Raw genomic sequence first — 24,539 nt, forward strand, 5'->3', positions numbered from 1 at the left:
CTATCCAATAACTCACAAGAAGGCGCCGCTATGTCAGGCCAAGGCAAGTTCAAGAAACAGTTGTCACTGATGGACCTCACCTTTATCGGGCTGGGAGCCATCTTCGGTTCGGGTTGGTTATTCGCCGCCAGTCATGTGTCGGCCATCGCCGGCCCGGCAGGGATTTTTTCCTGGTTGCTGGGTGGGTTCGCCGTGCTGTTGCTGGGCATTGTCTATTGCGAACTCGGCGCCGCCCTGCCCCGCGCCGGTGGCGTAGTGCGTTACCCGGTGTACTCCCATGGCCCGTTGCTGGGCTACCTGATGGGCTTTATCACGCTGATCGCGTTTTCCAGCCTGGTGGCGATTGAAGTGGTTGCCTCGCGCCAATACGCTGCAGCGTGGTTTCCGGAGTTGACCAAGGCCGGTTCCAGCGACCCGACCACCCTGGGCTGGCTGGTGCAGTTCGCGCTGCTATGCCTGTTCTTTATCCTCAACTACCGCAGCGTCAAGACCTTTGCCATCGCCAATAACCTGGTGAGCGTGTTCAAGTTCATCGTGCCGTTGCTGGTGATCGGTGTGCTGTTCACCTTCTTCAAACCGGCGAACTTCCAGATGCATGGTTTTGCACCGTTCGGCCTCTCGGGCATTGAGATGGCGGTGTCGGCTGGCGGCGTAATCTTCGCTTACCTGGGGCTGACGCCGATCATTTCGGTGGCCAGCGAAGTCAAGAACCCGCAGCGCACCATTCCCATCGCGCTGATTCTCTCGGTGCTGTTGTCGACTGCCATCTATGTGCTGCTGCAAACCGCGTTCCTCGGCGGTGTGCCCACCGAAATGCTCGCCAATGGCTGGGCCGGCATCAGCAAGGAGCTGGCCCTGCCGTATCGCGATATCGCTCTGGCGCTGGGTGTAGGTTGGCTGGCTTATCTGGTGGTGGCCGATGCGGTGATCTCCCCCAGCGGCTGCGGCAATATCTACATGAACGCCACCCCGCGCGTGGTGTATGGCTGGGCGCAGACCGGCACCTTTTTCAAGATCTTCACGCGCATCGATGAAAAGTCCGGCATCCCGCGTCCGGCGCTGTGGCTGACCTTTGGCCTGTCGGTGTTCTGGACCCTGCCGTTCCCTTCCTGGGAAGCGCTGATCAACGTGGTATCCGCCGCGTTGATCCTGAGCTACGCCGTGGCCCCGGTGACCGTCGCCGCTCTGCGCCGCAATGCACCGGCCATGGCGCGGCCGTTCCGGGTCAAGGGCATGGCGGTACTGGGCCCGCTATCATTCATCATCGCCGCGTTGATCGTGTATTGGTCAGGCTGGAACACGGTGTCATGGCTGTTGGGCCTGCAAATCCTGATGTTTGTGGTGTACCTGCTCTGTGCACGCTGGGTACCGACCGCGCACCTCAATCTCAAGCAGCAAGTGCGCTCTTCGGCCTGGCTGATCGGCTTCTACGCCGTGACCATTTTGCTCTCCAAGCTCGGCAGCTTTGGCGGTATTGGTGTGATCAGCCACCCGTTTGACACGCTGGTCGTAGCGGCCTGCGCCCTGGGCATCTACTACTGGGGCGCCGCCACCGGTGTGCCGGCCCACCTGGTGCGCCTGGAGACCGAAGACGATGAAAGCGAAGCGGTCACTGACAGCCACTACGACACTCCCCTCTCGGCGGCCACTCACTGATGGAACCTTCCATGAAGCGACTGCATGTAATCGACTCCCACACCGGTGGCGAACCCACGCGCCTGATCATGAACGGCTTCCCGGCTTTGGCGGGCACCACCGTCGCCGAGCAGCTTGAAGATCTGCGCACTCATCACGATCAATGGCGTCGCGCCTGCCTGCTGGAGCCACGGGGCAACGATGTGCTGGTCGGTGCACTGTACTGCGCGCCGGTCACGCCGGGCGCCACCTGTGGAGTGATTTTCTTCAACAATGCCGGCTACCTCGGCATGTGCGGCCACGGCACTATCGGCCTGGTCGCCTCCCTGCGCTACCTCGGCCTTATCGCGCCAGGTGTCCACACCATCGACACCCCGGTAGGCCCGGTGGCAGCCACGCTGCACGAAGACGGTGGCGTAACCCTGCGCAACGTGCCCGCCTACCGCTACCGCCAGCAGGTACCGGTGCAGGTGCCCGGGTATGGCGTGGTGCTGGGCGACATCGCCTGGGGCGGCAACTGGTTTTTCCTGGTGTCGGACCACGGCCAGGCCCTGCAGATGAGCAACGTTGACGTCTTGACCGACTACACCTGGGCGATGCTCAAGGCCCTTGAGGCCCAAGGTATTCACGGCGCAGACGGCGCGTTGATCGACCATGTCGAACTGTTCGCCGACGACGCCCAGGCCGACAGCCGCAACTTCGTGATGTGCCCCGGCAAAGCCTATGACCGCTCCCCCTGCGGCACCGGCACCAGCGCCAAGCTCGCGTGCCTGGCCGCCGATGGAAAACTCGCGGCGGGGCAGACCTGGGTACAAGCCAGCATCACCGGCAGCCACTTCCAGGGCCGCTATGAATGGGAAGGCGAACGCGTGCGTCCCTTCATCACCGGCCGCGCCTTCATGACCGCCGACAGCACCTTGCTGATCGACGAACAGGACCCGTTTGCCTGGGGCATCTGAGCCTTTTATTTATTAACCTGAATGGAGTTAGCACCATGAGCGACAACATCTTCACCGGCTGCATGCCCGCCCTGATGACCCCCTGCACTGCCGAGCGCCAACCGGACTTTGACGCACTGGTCGCCAAAGGCCGCGAGCTGATTGATATCGGCATGAGCGCAGTGGTGTATTGCGGCTCCATGGGCGATTGGCCGCTGCTCACCGAGGCCCAGCGCCAGGAAGGCGTGGCGCGTCTGGTCGCGGCCGGCGTGCCGACCATCGTCGGCACCGGCGCGGTGAACAGCCGTGAGGCCGTATCCCACGCAGCCCATGCCGCCAAGGTCGGCGCCCATGGTTTGATGGTGATTCCCCGTGTTCTGTCCCGTGGGGCTTCGGTCACCGCACAAAAGGCCCACTTTGCAGCGATCCTCAACGCCGCGCCCAACCTGCCGGCGGTGATCTACAACAGCCCCTACTACGGGTTCGCCACCCGCGCCGATCTGTTTTTCGAACTGCGCCGCGAACACCCGAACCTGATTGGCTTCAAGGAATTCGGCGGCGGCGCCGACCTGCGCTACGCCGCAGAAAACATTACCTCCCAGGACGATGACGTAACGCTGATGGTTGGCGTCGATACGCAAGTGGTGCACGGCTTCGTCAATTGCAACGCCACCGGCGCCATCACCGGCATCGGCAACGCCTTGCCTCGGGAAGTGCTGCAACTGGTGGCCCTGAGCAAAAAGGCCGCCAAGGGTGATGCCAAGGCGCGGCGCCAGGCCCGCGAACTGGAAGCTGCGCTGGCGGTGCTGTCGTCGTTCGATGAGGGCTGTGACCTGGTGCTGTATTACAAGCATTTGATGGTGCTCAACGGCGATCAGGGCTACGCCCTGCACTTCAACGAAACCGATGTGCTCAGCGCTGCCCAGCGCCGCTATGCCGAGCAGCAGTACGCGCTGTTCCGCCAGTGGTATGCCAACTGGTCGGCGGAACAAAACGTCGCTTGATTTTCTGTAGGGGTGGGCTTGCTCGCGAAGGTCGTTAACGATAACGCGTTCATCCTGAATAAACGCGTTATATGCACTTTTTTCGCGAGCAAGCTCGCTCCTAAAACAACCCTCTATTTTCCAGGATGCCCCCATGACTCTGACAGGCAAGATGCTGATCGGTCAGCAATCCCTTCATGGCCGTCGCGATGCGATCCGGGCCATCAACCCAGCCACCGACACGCCACTGGAACCCGCCTACGCCGGCGGCGATACCGAACACGTGGGACAGGCCTGCGCACTGGCCTGGGCTGCCTTCGATATGTATCGCGAAACGTCCCTGGCAGATCGCGCCAGGTTTCTTGAAACCATCGCCGACAACATCGAAGCCCTGGGCGATGAGCTGATCGAACGCGCCAGCACAGAGACCGGTCTGCCCCGCGCGCGTATTGAAGGTGAGCGCGGCCGCACCTGCGGGCAGTTGCGCGCCTTTGCACGCACTGTACGCCTGGGCGAGTGGCTCGACGTACGGGTCGATAACGCGCAACCCCAACGCCAGCCCCTGCCCCGTGCCGACCTGCGCCAGCGCCATATCGCCCTGGGCCCGGTAGCGGTGTTTGGTGCCAGCAACTTTCCCCTGGCCTTCTCCGTGGCGGGCGGCGATACCGCATCGGCGCTGGCGGCGGGCTGCCCGGTCATCGTTAAAGCTCACAACGCCCACCCTGGCACTAGTGAGCTGGTGGGCAGTGCCATTGCACAGGCAGTAAAACAGTGCGGCTTGCCCGAGGGCGTGTTTTCACTGCTCTACGGCTCGGGTAACGAGTTGGGTGTCGCACTGGTGACCGACCCGCGCATCAAGGCCGTAGGCTTTACCGGTTCGCGCAGTGGTGGTGTCGCGCTGTGCCAGGCTGCCCAGGCACGCCCGGAGCCTATCCCGGTGTATGCGGAAATGAGTTCGATCAACCCTGTGTACCTGTTTCCTGCCGCGCTTGAAGCACGGGCCGAGGCATTGGCCGAAGGTTTCGTCGCGTCACTGAACCAAGGTGCCGGCCAGTTCTGCACCAACCCTGGCTTGGTAATCGCCGTGAAAGGCAGCGCCCTGGACCGATTTATCAAGGTCGCCAGTGATCTGCTTCCACGGTGCCCGGCGCAGACCATGCTCACCCCAGGCATTTTCAGCGCCTACAAAACCGGCGTGAGTGCATTGGCCCGGCACGCCCAAGTCGCCGCCAAGGGCCTGGCGGGAGCTGGGCCGAACCAAGGCCAGACCCATCTGTTCGTAACCCAGGCCCAGGCATTCCTGAGCAACGAACACCTGCAGGCGGAGGTCTTCGGCGCCGCCTCGCTAGTAGTGGAATGCGACGATGCCGAGCAAGTGCGACGGGTATCCGAACACCTGGAAGGTCAACTCACCGCGACCTTGCATATGGATGACCTGGATCTGCCACAAGCCCGGGCCCTGCTGCCCGTGCTGGAGCGCAAGGCCGGGCGCCTGCTGGTCAACGGCTGGCCGACCGGCGTTGAAGTGTGCGACGCGATGGTGCACGGCGGGCCCTTCCCGGCGACCTCGGATGCGCGCAGCACCTCGGTGGGTACGGCGGCGATCCACAGGTTCCTGCGGCCGGTGTGCTATCAGGATTTTCCGGATGCGCTGCTGCCCGCTGCGCTCGGGCACGACAACCCGCTAGGGCTGCGGCGCCTGCTTGACGGCCAGAGAGAGGCGTAGCCATGGCCCAGCCCAATCAAGCAGACATTGTGGTGGTGGGCGCCGGCATCATCGGCGTCGCCTGTGCCTTGCAGCTGGCGCGCCAGGGCCGCCAAGTGCTGGTGGTCGACGCGCAGGCGCCGGGCATGGGCGCCTCCTATGGCAATGCCGGTCATCTGGCGACAGAGCAAGTGTTCCCCATTGCTGACCTGTCGATCCTCAAGCGCTTGCCGGCCATGCTGCTGGACCCCATGGGCCCACTGCGCCTGGACTGGACCTACCTGCCCCGCGCTCTGCCCTGGTTTATTCGCCTATTGTTGAATCTGCGACCGGCAAGCTACCAGCGCACCGTGGCCGGCCTGCGTGCATTGAACGAAGGCAGCCTGGGCGCGTGGCAGCGCTTGCTGCACTCCATTGGGCAAGCGCATTTGTTGCGTGAAGACGGTTCGCTGCTGGTGTTTGAGCGCGCCGAATCCCGCGCTGCCATCGATGCGTTGCAGCAGCGCATGACTCAGCAAGGCGTAGCGGTGAACTTCTGGAGCGGCGATGCGGTGCGCAAGGCCGCGCCACAACTGAGCGACGCGATACAAGGCGGATTGTTCTTCCCCACTACCGGGCACTTTCTCGACCCGTACACCGTGGTGGGCGAACTGGTGAACGCGGCCAAGGCCGAGGGCGTGCAATTTCTGAAGCAGCGCGTGTTGGATGGACGCCTGGAGGGCAACGGCGTTTCACTGATGACCGACCAAGGCGTACTGACGGCACGCCAAGTACTGATCGCCTGCGGTGCGCACTCGGCCAAACTCACCGCCGCACTGACCGGCAAACAGGTGCCGCTGGACACCGAGCGCGGTTATCACCTGATGCTGCCCCACGAGCATCAGCGCCTGCCCTTTGCCGTCACTTCGCTGGAGCGCAAATTCATCATGACCCCCCTGTCCGGCGGTTTGCGCCTGGCCGGCACAGTCGAATTCGCCGGCCTCGACCGCCCGGCCAATATGCAACGGGCCTGGCAACTGCACCGTCTGAGCAAAGGGCTGTTTCGTCACGACCTGAGCGACAGCCAAGCCACCCCCTGGATGGGGTTTCGCCCCTCCCTGCCCGACTCGCTGCCGATCATCGACCGGGTGTGCGACGGCAAAGTGCTGCTTGCGTTCGGGCACCAGCATTTGGGGCTGACGCAGGCGGCGGTGACAGCCGAAAGGGTTGGGCAGCTTGCGACGGGAGAGCGGGTGCCTGAGTTACGGCCCTATCGATTGGAGCGGTTCTGAGACAGCTCAAGATGCTTACCTGACCAACCGCTTCTCCTTGGAGGGGCGATATCCGAAATACGCGCTGTAGCACTTGCTGAAATGGCTCGGTGAGACAAACCCGCACGCTACCAGCACATCCACCTGGGACAGCTCGGTATGCTGCAGCAGGCGCCGCGCTTCGGTCACACGCAATTCCATGTAGTAGCGTTGCGGCGTAGTTCCCAGTTGCTCCTTGAACAGGCGCTCCAGTTGGCGGCGGGAGCGACCGGCATAGACGGCGAGTTGGTCGAGTTCCAGCGGTTCTTCGAGGTTGGCGTCCATCAACTTCACCACTTCACGCAGCGGTGCGCTGACACAGACGTTTTCGGTGGGTTTGATACGGCGATAGCGCGACTCTTCGAACGCGAGGATATCTTCGATACCTTCGACCAATGCTTTGCCATGCAGGCTCTTGATCCAGTCCAGCGCCATGTGGAAAGCGCCGGATGGGCTGGACGCAGTGAGGCGATCACGGTCGATCACGTAGGGCTCGCTGGTGACCTGGGCGCCTTTGGATACCTCCGCCAGCGCCGGACGATGCTCGGGATGAATGGCGCAGCGATAGCCCTGCAACAGGCCGGCGCGACCGAGAAACCATGAGCCGTTCCACAAACCCGCCAGGCTGACACCCGCCTCCGCCGCGCTGCGCAACAGCTGGATAAAGGGTTCGCTGGCCTTGAGTTCGGTGCGAAAGCCCCCGCAAATGACCAGCAGGTCCAAGTCCGGCAAGACCGCAGGTTCCAGGCTGGCATCGGGGCGGATGACCAGGCCCAGGTCACTGACGACTTCGCCTTCACCCCAACCGAAGGTGCGCGAAGCAAATAGCTCGGGGCGCAACAGGTTAGCGGTCACCAGCGTGTCCAGGGTCTGGGTGAAAGCGGGCAGAGAGAAGTGTTCAAGCAGCAGGAAACCGACGCGGGTCACCAACGCTGCTTGCCGGGAGGGATCGTTGAGGTAGCGCAGGTTCTTGCCTTGCATGCCACCGCTGAACTGGCGTCTTTCCATCGAGGGTGGACCCACTCTTATTGTTGATGCAGTGGCGCTATCTTAGGGGCAAATGCGGTGGCTGTCTCAGGGGGCGGCGCTGATCTTTATAAAAACTGTTGGCTTGAAAAGCCGCGGCGCAGGCGCTAACGGGCAATCTGATACGGTTTTTTCTTTTCTATCTGCGCCTGTATTGAAAACCCCTCCAGGCGGACAATAGCCCCATCCCGACATTCCTGTCGTCCCCCTTCCCTTCGGAGGCCTTATGACCAAGATGGCAATTTTCCTGTTCGGCTTTTTGGTGCTGACCATTGGTATCGGGATGCTGGCGACTATCTCGCCGGTGTAGGCGCATTTCAATTCAGGAGCGCGTTTCACAAAGCTTTCACAGGCGAGCGCCTATTGTGCCTACAGCTCCTGAAAACATCCCCTTTAGCCCGCCCCCCATCGCGGGCTTTTCTTTGTCTGTAATTTTCCCTTGTGCGCCGGTATGACTACCCTGTCGTACACACTTAAGCTTTTTACCCCACACAGAGTGCACGCTTTTGATAGACGACCTCGACGGCCCCAGGACAGCGCAACAGGAATTGTTCTACGACCTTGAAGACGCCAGCGCGGTTATCGGCTGGTCGGTGTTGCAACTGACAGCATTGGCAACAGGCGAAGCATCCAATAACGTGGCGACGTTAACGAAGGTCTGCGCGCTACTCACGGCCCAGCAGCAAAGGCTTGAAACCTACGCAAGTGAAGTCAAGGCCCAGAGAATCAATAGATCCGAGGCCAGTGGCTGACGCCGAGCCTCGGATCATCGGACTGAAACCGGCGCGAATGGCTGGCCCGGATTTATGCTCAATCAGCGGTTTTGAGCGGAAGGCTGCTGATTACCACCTTGTTGTTTTTTTACACGCTTACGTGACCTGAGCTCGTATTGATGGTGAATAAACCAGGCAATCAACAGCACGCCGGTCACGGCGAAAACCAGGGTCAACAGCTCTATTGCGGTACCTTCGTGTGAAAACATTTTTTCGTCCCTCATCCTGAAGTCGTTTGACCGAAAAAAGCCAAACCGAAATTGTTTGTAATAATTCAAACATTTTCAGGGTAGTTGGCAAACACACACGTGACAACCCCAACCGAGCTGAAACCGTTGATCTAGACGTGTCACTCGTCGAAAAACGGCCATTTTCTCGAACGTCACCGGCTTAGGGTCTCGGTTACTGACTAGTCCCGGAAGCGTCCTGCTCGACCACCATATCCAGTACGTAGACCTTTGAAGGTGCGTCTGCGGGCGGATTTTTCCATTCGTATTGCTTGACCCGCAGCACAGTGCGCACGCCGTCATGATGCTCGAAGCCTTCGATAGGCTGATACAGCGGATGCCATGCGTCCTGGGTCGCAAGTTGCAGGCCGGCGTCGTCATAGCGTCGCTCGCGCACTTGAAGGCACTGATAGTCAGGAATCATCGGGTGACTGCACTTGATGGTCTTGGCGGCCACCTCCAGGAATTTGACCTCACCCTTGCTCCCGTAACGCGTCTGCGGCGTAGCCTCGCCCTGCAGCCTGAGCACCGAGCCGTTGGCGGTAGTCAGTTGCAGCACCGGCGCCGTGTTGTCGCCGGTGATGACGGCGCGCAGGTCGCCCTTGAACAGTCGAGCGACCTCTGCGTCAAGGTCCATCAGGCTCTTGTCGCAAGCCATAAGCGTTGAAGCCAGTGACTGCACTTTCAACACCCCGTCCTGATACTGATAGCCGCCGAACTGGCCGTTGCAGCCACCGCTGATATTCAGATTCTTGTCACCGAAGGAAACGCGCAGCTTGCGTTCGATGCCTTTGTTCAGAGCGACGAGTGGTTTACCCGAAGCATCATTGGCCGAAACCAGGTTCCAGTAATAGGCAGGTAAAGCTGGCTGGGCTACAGCAGCCGAGGTAGTCGTGAGCATGGAGGGCGAGTCCTCATGGCTTTTGGAGGTGGAGGCACAGCCCTGGATCAGTACAGCGCAAACGGCTGCAAGAAGAATGTTCTGTTTCATGGTTGTCTCGGTCAGCTTTGATAAGTACGGACATAGTCCTGCGCTTGCCACCATACGCACTGAATAAGGGCGCTGGAAGCGCTGCCAAATCACAGGCAATAAAAATCCGTGGCCTCATTGCGCCGACTCACAGGCCTTCAACGGCTCCTTGGGGTGCAATGCACAGATGTCAAAACCGTCACGCCGGGTATAGCCCGCACGCTTCATACATACAAATCGCTGGGCCATCTCTTGGAAGCTGGCCTTGGGATCAACGCCGGAGCCATTCTTTTCACCACACGCCAACATGGACGCAACAACATCCTGGTGACTGGCGCCGGGTTTCTCCCACAACTCGGCATCGGCTGATTACTGCTGCCTGCAACCGACACAAGGGCGAGCACATAGGGCTATTTTTTGGACGCCCCCGTATTTCTCCAGGAAAATTAGGTCCTTGCGTTCTCATAATTTGGCGGTGGCTTCCGTAGGCCAACCGTGTGGCGGGCCTATTCGATGTCTACCGGGCATCTAGATCGATAGGGGCGAAAGCGACAGGCAGTTGCACCTTCACAGCGTCCCGTTGTGCCAGGGGGAGCAACATGGCCATGCTCTGATCGAAAGCGTCCAGTATGCGCGGCATAGCGGTCAACGGTTGGTCCAAGGGCTCAAAAAAATTATCCCAATGGATCGGGATCACGATTTTAGCGCCCGTCTGGACAACCGTCTCTTGCCAATATTGAGCGACAAACTCCGGGGTTTGTTTACCTAAAGTTCCGATGCCGAGAAACACCACATCTGCCCTGACATCCTTGAACTTGCCTGGACTGTAATTACCACTGGCGATCACCAGAAGACGGCGGCTGCCATGAGTGATCAGGTATGAGAAGTTTTCGCCAACTTTGAAATCCCCCTCCGGGACAGGGGTGTGCAGCGGATGATCTATGAAGCCTGGTGAGGTGGGATGTGGTGAATGCGGGGTCTCGAAGGCTTTGATTTGAAATTGACCAAACAAAAAAGAATCTCCGTCTTTGATTACCTTGATACGCTCAGGAGGTAATCCGGCACCCAGAACGGCGTTGGCAGTCGATTTTGTACCCAATATGGTAGCGCCTGTTTTGAGAGCCACCAAGCCACTGTCCAGGACATGGTCGTAATGCGAGTGCGCGACGAATATCGCTGCAAGCTTGGAAATGCCAGCGCCGCGCAAACTCGCATCGATGCGCTGCTCATTAGGCTGTATAGGCGTCAGTAGCACCGAAAAAATACTGGGCCGTGAGAAAAAACCGTCCTCCATGATTGCTGTCTCCCCATCATCGAAGCTCAATGTGCCAGCCCCCAGAAAACGCACCGTCAAGTCCGGAGATCCTTGACCGCCTTGCGGTCTTAGCGAAGCAAAGGGTTGAACCGAGGGTGATGAAAATTTCCATGCCCCCCAGAGCGCCCCTGCCACCACTGCAATAACAAATGCACAGCCCAACATTTTTTTGCTACGACTCACGCTTCATCTCCCGATATTGAAATGGACAGGCATCGCTCGCCTGCATAGGCGGATCTAGATTTTTGTATCTAAGCCGCTAGGAAATAGTACGCCCGGCCTCAGCATCGTGGATGCAGCCAAAATATACATCACCAGTTCACACCAAAACCGGCTGTATATCTAGCACTGTCCAAGTTGCTATTATCGGACTTACCCGCGACTACCGCGTGTTCGTACTTCAAATTTAAGGAAGCCCATTCTGTGACGCTGTAGCGCAAACCTAGCTCAGAGTCATAAGCATAGTATGCTATATCACTGAGCGGCCTTCCCAGCTCACCCGATGTGAAAAATTCAAACTTTCTTCCGACTAGATATCGTTTGAAGTCCCAGCGGGCAGATGTGAAGTAAAACGTATTACTGCCACCGCCTGAGTACCCGAATCGCATACGATTTAGCAGTGCAACAACGGTAAGATTGCCTAATTGATCGTCCCAGAATTGGTAGCCGGGACCGGTGCCAATTTTTCGCCTAGTTTGTAGGTTTTCGATCTGGTCTTTTTTGTAACTCAAGCCGCCTTCCCAAAGCCATCTATCGGTGAGGAAACGAATCACAGAGTACTCGGCACTCCAGTTTGCCGTACTTGCAACCTCATCGTCGTCTTCGCGGACGTGAGCAATCGCGCTATGGCGCCAAGGGCCACTGACAAAACTTGTTTGTGCTGCCAGGTTAACATTATCCTTCTCTGTCTTAACCTTTTCAGCATGAAGCGCAAGGTCAATATTCCCCTTCCAGATTGCAGCCTTGAGGTTGGGTTGGGGTTTCATAATCTGATCGATATTATTAAGGTCGACGAAATTCAAACCAACGCCTACAGCATGCTGCACATTACCTCGCGGACCGGCCCGAATCGATTCAACCGTTCCTTGCAACTGGCCCACTTGCCTTACCATGAGCGGCTGCTTGCTTTCCAAAGTCTGAATCTGATCCTTACTGATCGTTATATCGCCTCCGTAACTCGTACTTAGAACAAGATTTGCGCCCTCCATCAAAATAATGTCTCCGCTGATATGGTCACCATTTTTCAGCATTACATTGTCCGCAGATGCGCATGGTGAAAGAACGCTCACGCAGACATAGCACGACAACATCACCGCCGCTAATCGCATGACGAACCTACCGCGCTTGGGATACCTACCATATATTACAATTACCGTGCTTTACGTTACGAAGAACCGCCCTCCGTTCGCTCTGCAGCATGAAGTCAGCATCGCAATTTCAATGCCGTCGTTAGCCGCGAGATCTTAGTGTCTAAATAAAGCTATTTAGCCAGGGGGATATTTATTAAAAGCGCTCACTCTTTGCATCTCAAAGGCAAGCTTATCGGCAACGCGAACAATGCCTGTGCGTTCTTTGATTGCTGCCAAATTGGTGCCGGCGATGCACGATGAATAGTCATCATCTTATAAGGTATTCCATGTGGAAGCTGTACAGCGATTGGTGAAAACCCGATCTACACGGGCGCCATTAAAGCGCCAAACTCACGCCGCGATAAAATGAACTTTTTCACGTGTACTTTCCCACCTCCTGCATGAACGCCAAATTTAACTGACAGTTGGCATTCGCACTAACGCTAAAGGAAACAAGCTATTTTATCCATGGCTTGTTTCGCTTCAGGTATCGGGAAGATTGGCCATACGTGAATCATTCCTCGCCCTATATGCAACTGAACCTCACCTCCGAGTGCCAACATTTTCTCAGAGAAATTTATTGCATCGTGGTGAGCAATGTCGCGCGTGCCAGCGAAAATAAGGATCGGAGGTAGATTTTCTGGATCTCCGTTAATCGGGCTTACGTAGTCGTGGTCCGTGCCGAGACCTCCCGCATACATCATGCCGGCCGCTCTTAAACCTCTCGCGCAGAGCATTGGATCTGACTTCTCCGTTCTTGATATCAACTCGTTACTCAAAGTGACATCCATCCATGGGCAGATCAATACTAGTTTTGTAGGTTGAATACATCCGATGTCCGTCAACGCGTAGCAGAGGGCAACTGCAAGGCCGCCGCCAGCTGAATCGCCCATTACATTCATTGCGTGACATCGAGCGTTAAAGCAAGCAAGCTTATATATAGACAACATGCGAAAAATAACGATTTTACATTTAGTCTCTGGTGCAAGAGGATAAAGCGGCACTATGATAATATAGCCATATCTTTCGACTAACGTTTGAAGGAAGCGCCAGTGCAAAAATGTGATAGGCCAAACGTAAGCACCACCATGAAGATAGAAAATATGTTTGGAGTTTGCTTGGTCATCTTTAGGGGCTAGCCTGTAGACTTCGATACCATCAACTATCTGGAGTTCGATAGAGATTTTTTGTGCATTTTAATAGTTGGTCTTGCAGGACCCTGCTCTCGTGATTTTCGAAAACTCTTGAGCAGTTTGTCCAAGGAGCCATAAACTGATTTTCGCCTGATCAACAAAAGATAGGCTATCAGTGCGCGACTTCTAAAACTAGGCTTTTGAGGATTAGTTAGCGAGCCCACAGTATCACCCAGTATAAATATAAAAGTTAAATAAGTAATCGTTCAGACCTGCGCTGATCAACGAGTCAGCATTGGCGAACGGTACATCGCGGAACACTGCCGCCCATTCTCCAATGCCTGCTATTACCGCTTTTCATCGCACTATAGTGAGTTGGCCATCAAGTGATTGGCCACCGCTCGATAGGCGGGCAAGGTAGTCGGATCGAAGTTCGAACTGCGAGCCAGGGGATGCGAGGCATAACGCACAATGACCATTTTCGCCTTGGGGTCGATATACATGCTTTGTCCGTGAAGCCCACGCGCCGAGTAGACGCCATGAGTGTCGTGGGACACCCACCACATGTCGCGATAACTCCAGTTTGGCAGTAGCTCATAGCCCGCCTTCGCGAAGTCTTGCTGGCTGGCGCCCCCGCGAATATCCGCGATCACGCTCTTGGGCACGATCTGCTGGCCGTTAAACTTGCCGCCCAGGCGCATCATCTCGCTGAAACGGGCCAAGTCGCGCAACGAGGTGTTGAAACCGCCACCGGTAAACGCGGTACCCACTTCATCGACGATCAAGTAGGCGTCCTGCTCGGCGCCCAGCTTGCTCCAGATGCGCTCTTGTAGATTGACCGCGATGGGTTTCCCCGTTGCGCGCTGGATCACCCAAGACAAAACGTCAGTATTGACCGTCTTGTAAGCAAAGGCCTGACCGTGCTCGCCCTCTTTGCGCAGTTTCATCAGGTATTCGGTCACCGTGGTAGCGCCGGCGTACCCCTCCGGCCGCGGCGTCATATGGGCGGCTCGCAAGTACTCCCAGATTTCCGCTTTGGGGTCGGCGTAGTCTTCCGAGTAGCGAACACCGACTGTCATATCCATTACCTGGCGTACCGTGGCATCGCCAAATGCACTGTCCTTCAACTCCAGAACGTAGTGGCTGACCTTCGCCTGTGGGTCGATACTACCTTCCTCGACCAGCATCGCCCCCAAGGTGCCGATAAAAGATTTGGTGACCGACATCGCAATGTGCTGGCCCTGATCAGTCAACGCGCCGAAGTAGCGTTCATAGACCACCTGCCCACGGTGCAGTATCAGGATCCCATCGGTGTAGTTGGCCTTCAATGACTGTTCCCAGGTCATAGTGCGGTCGCTGCCCAGTGGAGTGAAGACCAGGGCGTCGATGTCTTCGCGTTCGGCGCGAGGTAACGGGCTGGCTGCTCCCTTTCCACGCGCGACCTGCACGCTTGGCAACAGCTCGCGCAGATGCGAGAACGACCAGCGCGTCTGCGGGAACTGCAGGATGCTGCTGAACCCCACGACCTTTTCCGGCGCCGGCGGTGAACCTTGCATCCAGCCTATGACCTGTGGATCGCTGGCGTCGGCACTGAGGAACTGCGGCTGGACGTCAGCCTGAGCCTGGGAACATGACAGGGTCGCGCTGCCCAGCAAGGTTTGCAGAGCGTCTATTTTCACTTGCATGTTTGTCTCCTTCGCACGCTTGATTACTCGGATTGCGTCGCAATCGGGTGGCCGGCAGGCCTTTTCCATTCACGGCAACCAATTAGGCCTAAGGCCGCAAGATCACCACGGAGCTCTGTACTCAATTGCAGATCGTGAATGCCTTTGAAGATCTTCGAGAAGGTCTCACTCTTTTTTAAAGTTGAGCCGGCCGTCATCGTTTCAGGACATCGAAACGCAAACGGACAGGCTGCCAACCAAGCGCAAACTCTGGCGAAGTTTCTGGGAGTGAGGTACAACCGTCCAATGCAAATATGAAGAGTGATTGATGCATTGAGCGACTTAATTGACTTGAAGCGAATTCGTCACCTGGTCTTGCTTGGAGAGGAACTACACTTCTCCCGGGCCGCAGAGCGAGCCCATCTTTCGCAGACGGCGTTCAGCCGTAGCATCCAGTCGCTGGAAAAAGACCTGAGGGTACGCCTGTTTGATCGGGACACCCGTTCAGTGACGCTGACATTCGCCGGTCACCAGCTCATTGCTCGGGCACGCGAGATGCTGGCGTGCGCCGACAAGCTGGTCGCGGAGGCCAGCGACATCGCCGGGGGGCAGGGAGGTGAACTCAACTTCGGCGTCGGCATGATGACCGCCAACACCACCCTTCCCAACGTGCTGCTGGCCTTGCGCAAGAGTTCGCCCAAGCTGGTGGTGACCCCTGAGGTCAATTACTGGCATCACCTGGCCAACCAACTGGCACGGGAAGACATCGAGTTTGTCGTAGCGAGCGTGCGGGTCGAACAGGGGGTGGACCCACGCTTTGACGTTCGGAGTTTGCCGCCACAACCGGCCTCTATCTTCTGTCGCCATGAGCACCCACTGGCTCGACAGGTCGAGCCAGTGACGTATCAGCAGCTACTCGCCTACCCGTGGGCTGCCGTGACCACGGACGACGTGCACGCCCGGGCGCTGTTCGGAATGCCCTCGACGACACTGCTGCCGTGGACATTGGTGTGCAATGAGCTGAACTGCCTGCGTCAGGCCACGCTGACTAGCGACGCCCTACTGCTCACTTGGCAATCTTGGCTAGCGCCTGATCTGGGGAGTGGGGTGCTGATTGATCTAATCCAAAAAATCCAGCCCGCGATCCCCATACATCTGCGCTATATCCCGGAAACCATCGTGTTTCATGCCGGCCGCACGTTGTCACCCATCGCCAGAAAAACCATCGCACTGATCGTCGACGAGGCAGAAAGACGCCGACCTGTCGTAACTCAGCCAGCGGTCATCTCAGACTAACTTCAGACTACGGTCGAGTTCCATCTGAGCAAACGAAGCGCTGGCCTGCATGAGAACCGAACTTTCTCTCTTTCCCCTCCGTTGTATGCAGGGCTGGGGGGAGTTGGAGGCTGCTTTCGACATGGATCAATCTGCTGGAGCAAAAGGCCAACCACACCCTCCCCTGGCATTGTTCTGCCCCCTCATTGCGATCAACAATGAGTAGGGTTGCGGAACACTTCTCAAATCACAGGCAATAAAAAACCCCGTAGACGTTAATCTACGGGGTTTCTAAGAGTGGAGGCCGAGGTCGGAATCGAACCGGCGTAGGCGGATTTGCAATCCGCTGCATAACCATTTTGCTACTCGGCCTCAAACGATCAATGTCCTTGTCGCTGACATTCACCGCATACAAACTTGAGTGGGCTATGTGAAGCTTGCCTATACTCTAACTCATTGAATACATTGAAGTTTTTAATGCTTCATTGCGTTCGATGGGCGCCATTATGTACTCATTTGCCTATGCCTGCAACCCCTTGATTTCAAAAAATATTCTGCTCTGGCATCAAGGGGTTGCGGGCCTGCCCTACTCCTTCACGGTGTGGAGTTGGTACTGCGGATCGGCCTTGATCTGAGCGTCGGTGAACGGCAACGGGCGCAGTTTTTTCTCGGAGAAGGCTTGAGTCTGGTCCTTTGAGTAAGGGGACGCCGGGTTGCTGGATTCGGAGAACGCCAGCACGCCGACTGCGTTGGGGCCGTTGTTATCAAAGGTGACGATTTGCAGGTAGCTGGTACCGCTGACGACCTCGCGTTTGCCGTCGGCGCGGGGCACGGTTTGCATGGCGTTGTAGATACCCAGCTCTTGCGGGCCGCCGTGGATGGGGGTTTGGCCGCTGACCTGGATCTCACCCCAACGGCTCAGGCCGAGTTGGTTGACGTCTGCGCTGGAGGCCAGCATGGCTTCACGCAGGGCGGCGGCCACCGGCGCGCGATCGATGGCGAGGCCGCGGGGCGTGGTCAGGGGGTGGGCCGGGTCGAAGGCGACACGCCAGGCATCGGGAGTTTGCTGCAGGTGCTGCATCAGGTTGATGAAGTGCACCAGGCCGATGCCGCTGTCGAGGTTGGCGCGCCGGTCCCAGGTTTTCAAGCTGGTGCACAGTGGCTGGAGCGCGGCGGCGTCGGTGCCGAGTTGCTTGGCGCAAAAATCGAGCAGGTCCGGCATGACTTGGCCCGCCAGGTACACCTCGTTGTCCATGACCATGTTTTGCAGGTCGCTGACGCTGATCGGCTGTTTGTCCAGGGATTGCAGGCGTTGCAGGGCGAAACGTGCACGCGGACCCAGGCCGATGTTGTCCTGGCTAATCACCGGCGAGAACCCGCTCAGCGGCGCCTCGGGGTTGGCCATCCAGGCGGAGTCGTTGGAGTGCTGTACATAGTCGGTGCGTTGCAGCTGCGGTAACTGCGCCGCCGGGAAGATCCCTGCTTGCGCAGCCTTGGGGTCGATGTCCCAGGCGCATGCACTGCGGCTACCGTCGAGCATGATCATTTGCAGGCCGGCCCGTGGGTCGCTGCATTGCGCCAGTTTGGCAGCGCTGACGTTGGGTACGACCGACAGGTTCATGTACAGGCTCTGGCCCTGATCATCGGCAGCCAGGGTGTTGACCCATGGGATGCCCTGAAAGGTGTGCACCGCAGTTTGCAGCTCAGTGATGCTGCCCGCACGATTCATGGCGTGCCACTGTTGCAGCACGCGGTCGTTGCCCAGGTTCGCGTCGCGCAGGCTGAAGGCGTACTTGTTGTCCCAGTCCAGCTTGCCGGGCCATTGCACCACGGGGCCGAACTGCGAACTGTAGACGGTGTGGGCAACGTCTTTGAGGCTGCCATCGGCCTGTTTGACCTGCACGGTCAGCGTGGTTTTATCCAGAGCAACGGACTTGCCGTCAAGCATATAGCGCGTGGAATCCTTGGGGTCCAGGGTCAGCCGGTACAGGGTGAAGTGCTTGGAGGTGTCCACGGTATGCGTCCACGCCACATGCTGGTTGAAGCCGATATTCACCACGGGTAACCCTGGCAGTGCGGCACCCATTACATCCAGCTGGCCGGGGATGGTCAGGTGCATTTCGTAGAAACGCATGCCACCCACCCATGGGAAATGCGGGTTGGCCAACAACATCCCACGGCCATTGAAAGAACGATCACGCCCCACCGCGACGGCATTACTGCCCCGGTCGAGGCTGAAGCGTTGCTGATGCGCGGCGGCCTGTGCAAATGCCTGCGCGCCGGGTTGCACACCGGCGATGGCTTGGGGTGGCGTGGCGCCCACCAAGGCTTCGGCGAACTGACCGATGCCACCTTCTACCAGCAACCGGCGCGTCAGTTTGACCAGATCCTCTTTAACCAACGGTCGTACCCACGCCGCCTGGCATTGTGCAGGTGCGCCCTGCTCCTTCAAATAGCGGTTATAGCCGGCCACGTAGCCTTCGATACGCTGGCGGATCTGCGGGGTCTGCGCACGCCAGAATGCCTGCACCGCGCCGGGTGTATTGAGCCAGGTAAAAAACACATCGCTGGCGAGATTGTTGCGTTCCTCCAGGGTGGCCTGCTCGGGGCCGAAATAGCGCGCGCGCTCGCCGTTCACCGTGACCACTTCATTGGCCAGCAGGCACAGGTTGTCCTGGGCATACGCGTAACCGATGCCAAAGCCCAGGCCACGCTCGTCATTGGCGCGGATATGTGGCACGCCGTAAGTGGTACGGCGGATATCGGCCGACGCCTGAGCCACATGCTCGCGCGCCGAAGCTGCAAAGCTCAGCCCCAGCAACACCCCTGCCACGCAGACCCTGAACAACCCGTTGGAAATAATCACGCAGACCCCGCAGTCAAATTGAACACCCTCGGTAGATACAACTACCCCACCGTAAGGACGCATTTAACCGGGAATAATTTAGCCACGAATGGGGCTTATCCAGGCCGGCGACAGTGTGACAAACCTGATACCGACAAATTTTCTACATTCGGCACTTCATGATTTTGCTCTCTCGTTCGTCTTATTGAATAAGAGCACCATCATTTTCCTGATCAGGCTCTGATAAGGAGTTTTTGCATGTACAACCCGCAAGTGCCCACGGATGGACATTCACCGACTGCCGAGGCCAACTACGGCAACGGTTCACAAGACTTTGGCAAGGCACCCGAACAGCAAGGCAACCAGCGCATTCGCCATTTGCTCAAGTGCTTCGGTCTGCGCACCAGCCTGATTCGGCTGAAGGTCATCGACGCCCTCCTCACCGCCGCCGACAATCAGCGCACCCTGGGGGTGCGGGGCGTGCACAGCCACTTGCTGGAGCTGGGCATCCCATTGTCGTTTCTCAGTGTGCGCGAGGTGCTCAAGCGTCTGTGCAGCGAGGGCGTGATCACCCTCAATGCCGATAAAAGCTACAGCCTCCATGAAGAGGCTGCCAAAGTGCTCGAAGGTCGCGCCTGAGTCACGCCGCGCTGATCAGAAGTGCGGCTTGACCTTGCGACGCATGATGCCGTTGATCACCACTACCACCACGGCAATCGCAATGGCCAGGTACTGGAAGGTCTTTTCGCTGATCACGCCAATGTTCTGCAGGTAGGACAGGCCGAACATCGAGGCCAGCACGGCCAGGGCGATCAGAATCGAGTATTTCAAGCGTTGCTTTTGGGTCATGACGAAGTTCCTGAACCTTAAAGAATGTATCCGCTGTGTTTCGCCGCACATACCCGAAAATCGGGACGAACCGGGTCGGCTGCGTCTCATGTTACAGGCGATCAAAAATTTTGGCTTGTTCGGCGCTCACACGGGCCGTCGGTTTTAATCGTTGAGAGGGCAATCCCCTCGCGTCTTGCTGACTTGATTTCTCACACACCACAGGTAGCCATGTGGGAACCGTAATGCCCAGAGCGCACACGAATCAGTGCGCTCAAGCTACAGGTATGTAGCCTTTTGGAGCGTTGACGTTTCCATGCCTGAAAGGTGAGTGACTGTGAACATTCAACATGCTGCCCCACTTCGTAGTTTGCAATTTTCGCCGCTATCTACCGACCTCCCCCAAACACCGCCAGATGTTGACGCTCAGGTGGGCGATACCACCGCCACCGCTGAGCCAGCGCTGCCGGATGGACGCCAGACACTGAGAAAAAAATCAAGCGACCGCCAGGAGCTGCATAACCTTGCCAAGGCCCTCGATACGGCGCTGGAGAAACTGCCCGAAGACGCAACGCCAGAAGCCGTGGCCGCGTATTTCCTGTCCACCCATCTCACGCTTGCGTCCGCCGATGCGTCCCCACGCACCGCCAGCCTCGAATCGCTCATCAAAGCAGCAAGCCCTTACTATCCCAAGACCCGAGTAGAGCTGCAGGAGCTTGCCCAGACCCTCTACGAGCACGTCCAGAAGCACCCATTGGGCAACTTGAGTGGTGCTCTGGCCTGGACGCTGCCATTGAGCATTGAACATCAGCGCACGGCCTACAATGTCATCGCGTCGAATAGCGCGAATCTGCCAGGCTTGCCACTGCCCAAGCCTGGCGTCGGCGCCCTGGACTACCTTGCCAACGCCGTCACCCTGTCTCCACAACTGATGCAAGACCCTGCTGCCGCGCTGGAGAAACTGCTCGACTCACCGCAAGCCGCAGCGCTAGGCGCCGCGGTTCAAGCCAGTGTGGGCGGGATTGCCACAAGCAGCAGCGCCAATGACTATGTGCTGGCGACCATCCACTTGAGCCTCGACCCTGAAGCGCTGGATCAAAAATCCAATCGAAACATAGTGGCCGGCTTTGATTTGGGCGTCGAAATCCACAGGGACTCATCGCCCGCCTCCGTGGTTGAGGCCCTTGCCAATCACCTGAGCAGCACTGGCCGTACCTCCCCTGCTACCGCCGCGCTGGCAGCCCGGTTGCTGCTGATGCGGGTCGCCCCCCAGTTTTTGATCAAAGACATTCCAGCGTCAGTACGTTGCCACAGCCAGGCGTGGGCGAACTTATGTATCGCGGTGGCCGGTATCGAAGCTCACACGCCCGGCAGGACGATCAACATGAACTTCGCCGAAGTGATGTGCGCAGACCCGTCGCAATACCCAGCCAGTGAAGCGGCAAAGAAAAATGCACTGATTGACTGGTGTGTGGCCAACGACGTGATTTACCGCCTCGACGACGCACACTACACCGCGGAGGATTTCGAGTACGCCCGCACAGCTTTCAATGCTCAACATGAAGCGTTGAAAGAGGCGTCCGCTTTGCTCGACAAACCCTTGCCGAATCGAGAAAGAATGGCACAAGAACGAATCCAGCAGCACTTGGGTGATGACTTCCCTCTGGATGACAAACTCTTTTGTCTGAATTATCACAAGATGGGGCTCAAGGGCCAACGCCTCGGCCCTCTCTACTCGCTACGCGAGCTCACCATGCAAGGGCTGAAAATCAACACCAACGACTGGGTGATCCGCAATAACACCAAGGGCATCAACCTGGGTGCCGTCGCTCTTTTCACCCACAGCCCACACTTCAACGTCCCCCAGGAATTTGATAAACAATTCGCCGAAGTAACGACCCATTGTAAAAAAATCCACCATTACACGTGGATGAATGCCATTACCCAGTTGCCTGTCGCAGATCGAGAGATTTTAAACAACGCAAAGCTTGGTTTTTATCAAGAGAACACCTACCGCAGCTCGCCTATTCCGTTTTGGCCAAACAAACTGTTCCACACCAGCCCAAGAGTTTTGATGCAAGCAGAGCTCAAGGGCGAGAAACACGTCTACGAATTCGACCCGGTCACCGCGACTATCAAAAAAGCTTCTTCGGGACGCATCGCAGCGGATGAATACATAGCCAATGAAGTCACCAGGATCGAAGCACTTCCACTCAGCAAGAACCTGAATAATCTGGGTATCGAAAAGACCCGAGAAAGCCCCCCTGTCAACACATTCAAAAACCCACGCATCCACGACATCGCCCAGATGATAGTCAACGCGCAGGGCATCGACAGTGACGCCGTCAGGCGGCAAGCAGAAGGTAGGACGTCTACGGAGAGGAACCGTGACACCCTCAATACCATCGGCGAATTTATCCTCGATCTGATTCCGCTGAGAACGGCCATCGTCAATTGGCGTAACGGCAACTATAAAGATGCGGCTGTCGATCTGGCATTTGACGTCTTCGGTTTTCTCACTGTCGGCGTGGGCACCGCGTCAAAATTGCTGAAGGGCGCGCATAAAACCAGCAACGCCATCAGCAAACTGGCGCGCGCCACCCGAATAATCGGCGCCGACGTCTTGAGCGCTTTCAATCCGCTGGGTGGTTTAGGCGATGCGGCGGTGGGCGCCGGCAAGCTGGCTCTGGCAGGTGCCGGCGCAGCCGGTGACGGCATACAGCGTCTGCGAGGCATGGCCAGGGGCAGCGACCTGATCGAGGCAGGCGCGGCCTTCGATGATGTCGCTATCGGCCTGTTCAAGCGTGGTGACAAAAACCTGGAAGCCTCTGCCGTTCTACATGAGGGCAAATGGTACGCCGTGGATGCGGACACTCGGGAGCCTTACGGCCCGCCTCTTGAGGCGTTCGTTCCGACGCATACTTACATGCCTGTGGCATACGCCCCAAGTCATTCGCAAGCGCATCGATTCGACCCGATAGGTCGACCTACACGTCCCAGGATCAGCAGCAAAGTCACAAGAAAGGAGCTGCCCAAAGGCAGCTACGTAGAAAGCATGAAAGGGAAACTGGAGCCAGGGCACTTCCTGCGCGGTGACGGCAAAGATGAAACGCTGAAAAAATTCATCGAGGAAATGTACGAGACCTATGACGCCATCAAAGACGGCGCCCTGCCACCACGCATAGTGGCGCCGCAAATCTCCAAGACCGCGCCCGCAGCCGAAGTGATCACAGAGGCACTGAAAGTGTCCAATGGCATCGTGTTCGGAGAGTCCCATAAAGAGATGGCCAGCTTTAAGTTGCTCTTCGACAATGTTGAAAAATTTAAACAGGAAGGGGTGAAGAAGATCTATTTCGAAGGCGTCATCGACTTACCGCCCAAGGGTATTGTGGATGATGGCATCGGCAACCTTGCCAATCCTAACCTCCCTCGTACCCAACCGACCTTTGACGAGCTCAAAGCCAAATTCGAGTTGCATGGCATCGAGGTGTTGCCGCTTGATCACTATTATTTAACCCGGCATAAAGACGCAAAACTAGGCCGCACCGAGACAGGGTTCGGCTCCAGGCAACGCCTCGAAGAGTTCAATTACTATGCGTCAGAAGTGATCCAGGCCAACTCTGGAACGGAAAAGTGGCTTGCCTTGGTCGGTCAATCACACATGAATACCACTGAGGGTGTTCCGGGCTTGGCCGAGATGACAGGCAGCATCAGTATCGGGGTCTTCGACAAACCTTCGCCCAACGTACGAAACCCTCTCTCCCCCACAGACTTGCCAGGTGACCTGGTTATTCAGGTTTAACCCTGCCCTGCGCTTCGAGCGACAGTGTGTCGCTCGAATGTGCGTGTTTATCCCCGCTGCACCCAGCGCTGGTGCAGCCCACGTGCCAGCGCATCCAGCGCGAACCCCAACAGCCCGATCACCACCACCATCGCCATCAACTCCGAATACGCCAGGCGATCACGGGTATCGAGGATGTAATAGCCCAGCCCTGCACTGACCCCGAGCATCTCGCACGGCACCAGCACGATCCATAGGATACCGATGGCCAGGCGTACGCCGGTCAGCACATGCCCGACCACACCAGGAATGATGACTCGACGCAACGTCTCCCAGCGCGTGGCACTCAGGCTCTTGCTCAACTGCAACCAACGCGGGTCGAGTTGACGCACGCCGGCTGCGGTGTTGAGCACGATCGGCCATACCGCGGCAAACGCCAGCAGGAAATAGATCGGCTGGTCGCCTACCCCCATGAGCATCACCACGATCGGCATCCAGGACAACGGCGAAATCATCCGCAGAAACTGGAAGGCCGGCGTGGTCGCCGCTTCCAGTCTGCGCGAACTGCCCACCAGCAGCCCCAGTGGCACCCCCACTAACAGTGCGAGAAACAGCCCGACAAAAATGCGCTTGAGGCTCACGGCAATGTGCAGGTACAGCTCGCTGCGCCCAAGCAGTTCCCACAGGCTGCTTGCGGTGGCCGCCAGCGAAAAACGCGCCGACAGGCCGTCGGCCTCGCCGAACACTTTTACGCCCAGCCACCACAGCAACATCAAACCTGCCAAGCCGCTCAACCCCAGCGA

The 24,539-nt window shown here is 57.8% G+C and carries 19 protein-coding genes, 1 tRNA gene and 1 pseudogene; 9 read left to right on the forward strand and 12 right to left on the reverse strand.

Annotated elements, in window-relative coordinates:
• The first annotated feature begins 30 nt into the window (after positions 1-30).
• The 5 genes from QMK52_RS21940 (at position 31) to QMK52_RS21960 (ending at position 6,532) form a co-directional block, all read left to right on the forward strand.
• Positions 31-1,656: an APC family permease gene (locus QMK52_RS21940; RefSeq protein WP_194437996.1), complete on the forward strand. Its 1,626-nt coding sequence runs from the start codon at positions 31-33 to the stop codon at positions 1,654-1,656.
• Positions 1,657-1,667: 11 nt separating this feature from the next.
• On the forward strand, positions 1,668-2,594 hold the full coding sequence (locus QMK52_RS21945; protein WP_320403405.1) for a 4-hydroxyproline epimerase: 927 nt from the start codon (positions 1,668-1,670) through the stop codon (positions 2,592-2,594).
• Positions 2,595-2,629: 35 nt separating this feature from the next.
• The gene (locus tag QMK52_RS21950) at positions 2,630-3,577 is read left to right on the forward strand and encodes a dihydrodipicolinate synthase family protein (protein ID WP_005788086.1); all 948 of its coding nucleotides are present in this window, start codon (positions 2,630-2,632) and stop codon (positions 3,575-3,577) included.
• Positions 3,578-3,710: 133 nt separating this feature from the next.
• Positions 3,711-5,282 carry an aldehyde dehydrogenase (NADP(+)) gene (locus QMK52_RS21955; RefSeq protein WP_320403406.1) on the forward strand — a complete coding sequence of 524 codons (1,572 nt, stop codon included), beginning with the start codon at positions 3,711-3,713 and terminating at the stop codon, positions 5,280-5,282.
• 2 nt (positions 5,283-5,284) lie between these two features.
• On the forward strand, positions 5,285-6,532 hold the full coding sequence (locus QMK52_RS21960) for an NAD(P)/FAD-dependent oxidoreductase (RefSeq protein WP_320403407.1): 1,248 nt from the start codon (positions 5,285-5,287) through the stop codon (positions 6,530-6,532).
• Positions 6,533-6,547: 15 nt separating this feature from the next.
• Here the strand turns inward: QMK52_RS21960 and QMK52_RS21965 are convergent, their stop codons facing one another.
• Positions 6,548-7,531, reverse strand: coding sequence for a GlxA family transcriptional regulator (locus QMK52_RS21965; RefSeq protein WP_194440670.1), 984 nt, complete (start codon positions 7,529-7,531; stop codon positions 6,548-6,550).
• 551 nt (positions 7,532-8,082) lie between these two features.
• On the opposite strand from QMK52_RS21965, the gene QMK52_RS21970 reads away from it, so the two are divergent.
• Positions 8,083-8,328: a hypothetical protein gene (locus QMK52_RS21970; protein ID WP_005788077.1), complete on the forward strand. Its 246-nt coding sequence runs from the start codon at positions 8,083-8,085 to the stop codon at positions 8,326-8,328.
• 62 nt (positions 8,329-8,390) lie between these two features.
• Here QMK52_RS21970 and QMK52_RS21975 read toward each other — a convergent pair whose 3' ends face one another.
• From QMK52_RS21975 to QMK52_RS27445, 7 genes and pseudogenes are all read right to left on the reverse strand, one after another.
• Positions 8,391-8,573: a hypothetical protein gene (locus QMK52_RS21975; protein WP_143508449.1), complete on the reverse strand. Its 183-nt coding sequence runs from the start codon at positions 8,571-8,573 to the stop codon at positions 8,391-8,393.
• 178 nt (positions 8,574-8,751) lie between these two features.
• On the reverse strand, positions 8,752-9,477 hold the full coding sequence (locus QMK52_RS21980; protein WP_232289425.1) for an META and DUF4377 domain-containing protein: 726 nt from the start codon (positions 9,475-9,477) through the stop codon (positions 8,752-8,754).
• A 586-nt stretch (positions 9,478-10,063) separates the two neighbouring features.
• Positions 10,064-11,044 carry an MBL fold metallo-hydrolase gene (locus tag QMK52_RS21985; RefSeq protein WP_199803501.1) on the reverse strand — a complete coding sequence of 327 codons (981 nt, stop codon included), beginning with the start codon at positions 11,042-11,044 and terminating at the stop codon, positions 10,064-10,066.
• A gap of 128 nt (positions 11,045-11,172) precedes the next feature.
• Positions 11,173-12,111 carry a DUF481 domain-containing protein gene (locus QMK52_RS21990; protein WP_320403408.1) on the reverse strand — a complete coding sequence of 313 codons (939 nt, stop codon included), beginning with the start codon at positions 12,109-12,111 and terminating at the stop codon, positions 11,173-11,175.
• Between the two features lie 542 nt (positions 12,112-12,653).
• Positions 12,654-13,394 (reverse strand): alpha/beta hydrolase, encoded by a 741-nt coding sequence (locus tag QMK52_RS21995; RefSeq protein ID WP_320404211.1) that lies wholly within the window; start codon positions 13,392-13,394, stop codon positions 12,654-12,656.
• Between the two features lie 314 nt (positions 13,395-13,708).
• Complete coding sequence (locus QMK52_RS22000; RefSeq protein WP_320403409.1) at positions 13,709-15,028, reverse strand: serine hydrolase; 1,320 nt, start codon at positions 15,026-15,028, stop codon at positions 13,709-13,711.
• 122 nt (positions 15,029-15,150) lie between these two features.
• Positions 15,151-15,229, reverse strand: a pseudogene (locus QMK52_RS27445) (hypothetical protein); the annotation flags it as partial.
• 111 nt (positions 15,230-15,340) lie between these two features.
• On the opposite strand from QMK52_RS27445, the gene QMK52_RS22005 reads away from it, so the two are divergent.
• On the forward strand, positions 15,341-16,303 hold the full coding sequence (locus QMK52_RS22005) for a LysR family transcriptional regulator (RefSeq protein ID WP_248091500.1): 963 nt from the start codon (positions 15,341-15,343) through the stop codon (positions 16,301-16,303).
• Between the two features lie 277 nt (positions 16,304-16,580).
• On the opposite strand, the gene QMK52_RS22010 is transcribed toward QMK52_RS22005, so the two are convergent.
• Together QMK52_RS22010 and QMK52_RS22015 are read right to left on the reverse strand one after the other, a co-directional pair.
• A tRNA-Cys gene (locus QMK52_RS22010) sits at positions 16,581-16,654 on the reverse strand.
• A gap of 214 nt (positions 16,655-16,868) precedes the next feature.
• A complete protein-coding gene (locus QMK52_RS22015; protein WP_320403410.1) occupies positions 16,869-19,148 on the reverse strand; it encodes an acylase in 2,280 nt (759 codons plus the stop codon).
• A gap of 237 nt (positions 19,149-19,385) precedes the next feature.
• Between QMK52_RS22015 and QMK52_RS22020 the strand changes: the two genes are divergently transcribed.
• Entirely contained in the window at positions 19,386-19,766 is a 381-nt protein-coding gene (locus tag QMK52_RS22020) for a hypothetical protein (RefSeq protein ID WP_005788058.1), read from the forward strand.
• 15 nt (positions 19,767-19,781) lie between these two features.
• Here QMK52_RS22020 and QMK52_RS22025 read toward each other — a convergent pair whose 3' ends face one another.
• Positions 19,782-19,976 carry a hypothetical protein gene (locus QMK52_RS22025; RefSeq protein WP_005788056.1) on the reverse strand — a complete coding sequence of 65 codons (195 nt, stop codon included), beginning with the start codon at positions 19,974-19,976 and terminating at the stop codon, positions 19,782-19,784.
• A gap of 316 nt (positions 19,977-20,292) precedes the next feature.
• Between QMK52_RS22025 and QMK52_RS22030 the strand changes: the two genes are divergently transcribed.
• A complete protein-coding gene (locus tag QMK52_RS22030) occupies positions 20,293-23,757 on the forward strand; it encodes a membrane-targeted effector domain-containing toxin (RefSeq protein WP_320403411.1) in 3,465 nt (1,154 codons plus the stop codon).
• Between the two features lie 47 nt (positions 23,758-23,804).
• Here QMK52_RS22030 and QMK52_RS22035 read toward each other — a convergent pair whose 3' ends face one another.
• Complete coding sequence (locus QMK52_RS22035) at positions 23,805-24,509, reverse strand: ABC transporter permease (RefSeq protein ID WP_164699546.1); 705 nt, start codon at positions 24,507-24,509, stop codon at positions 23,805-23,807.
• Between the last annotated feature and the right edge of the window lie 30 nt (positions 24,510-24,539).

This window comes from Pseudomonas sp. P9_2 (assembly GCF_034008255.1).
Taxonomy (GTDB): Bacteria; Pseudomonadota; Gammaproteobacteria; order Pseudomonadales; family Pseudomonadaceae; genus Aquipseudomonas; species Aquipseudomonas synxantha_A.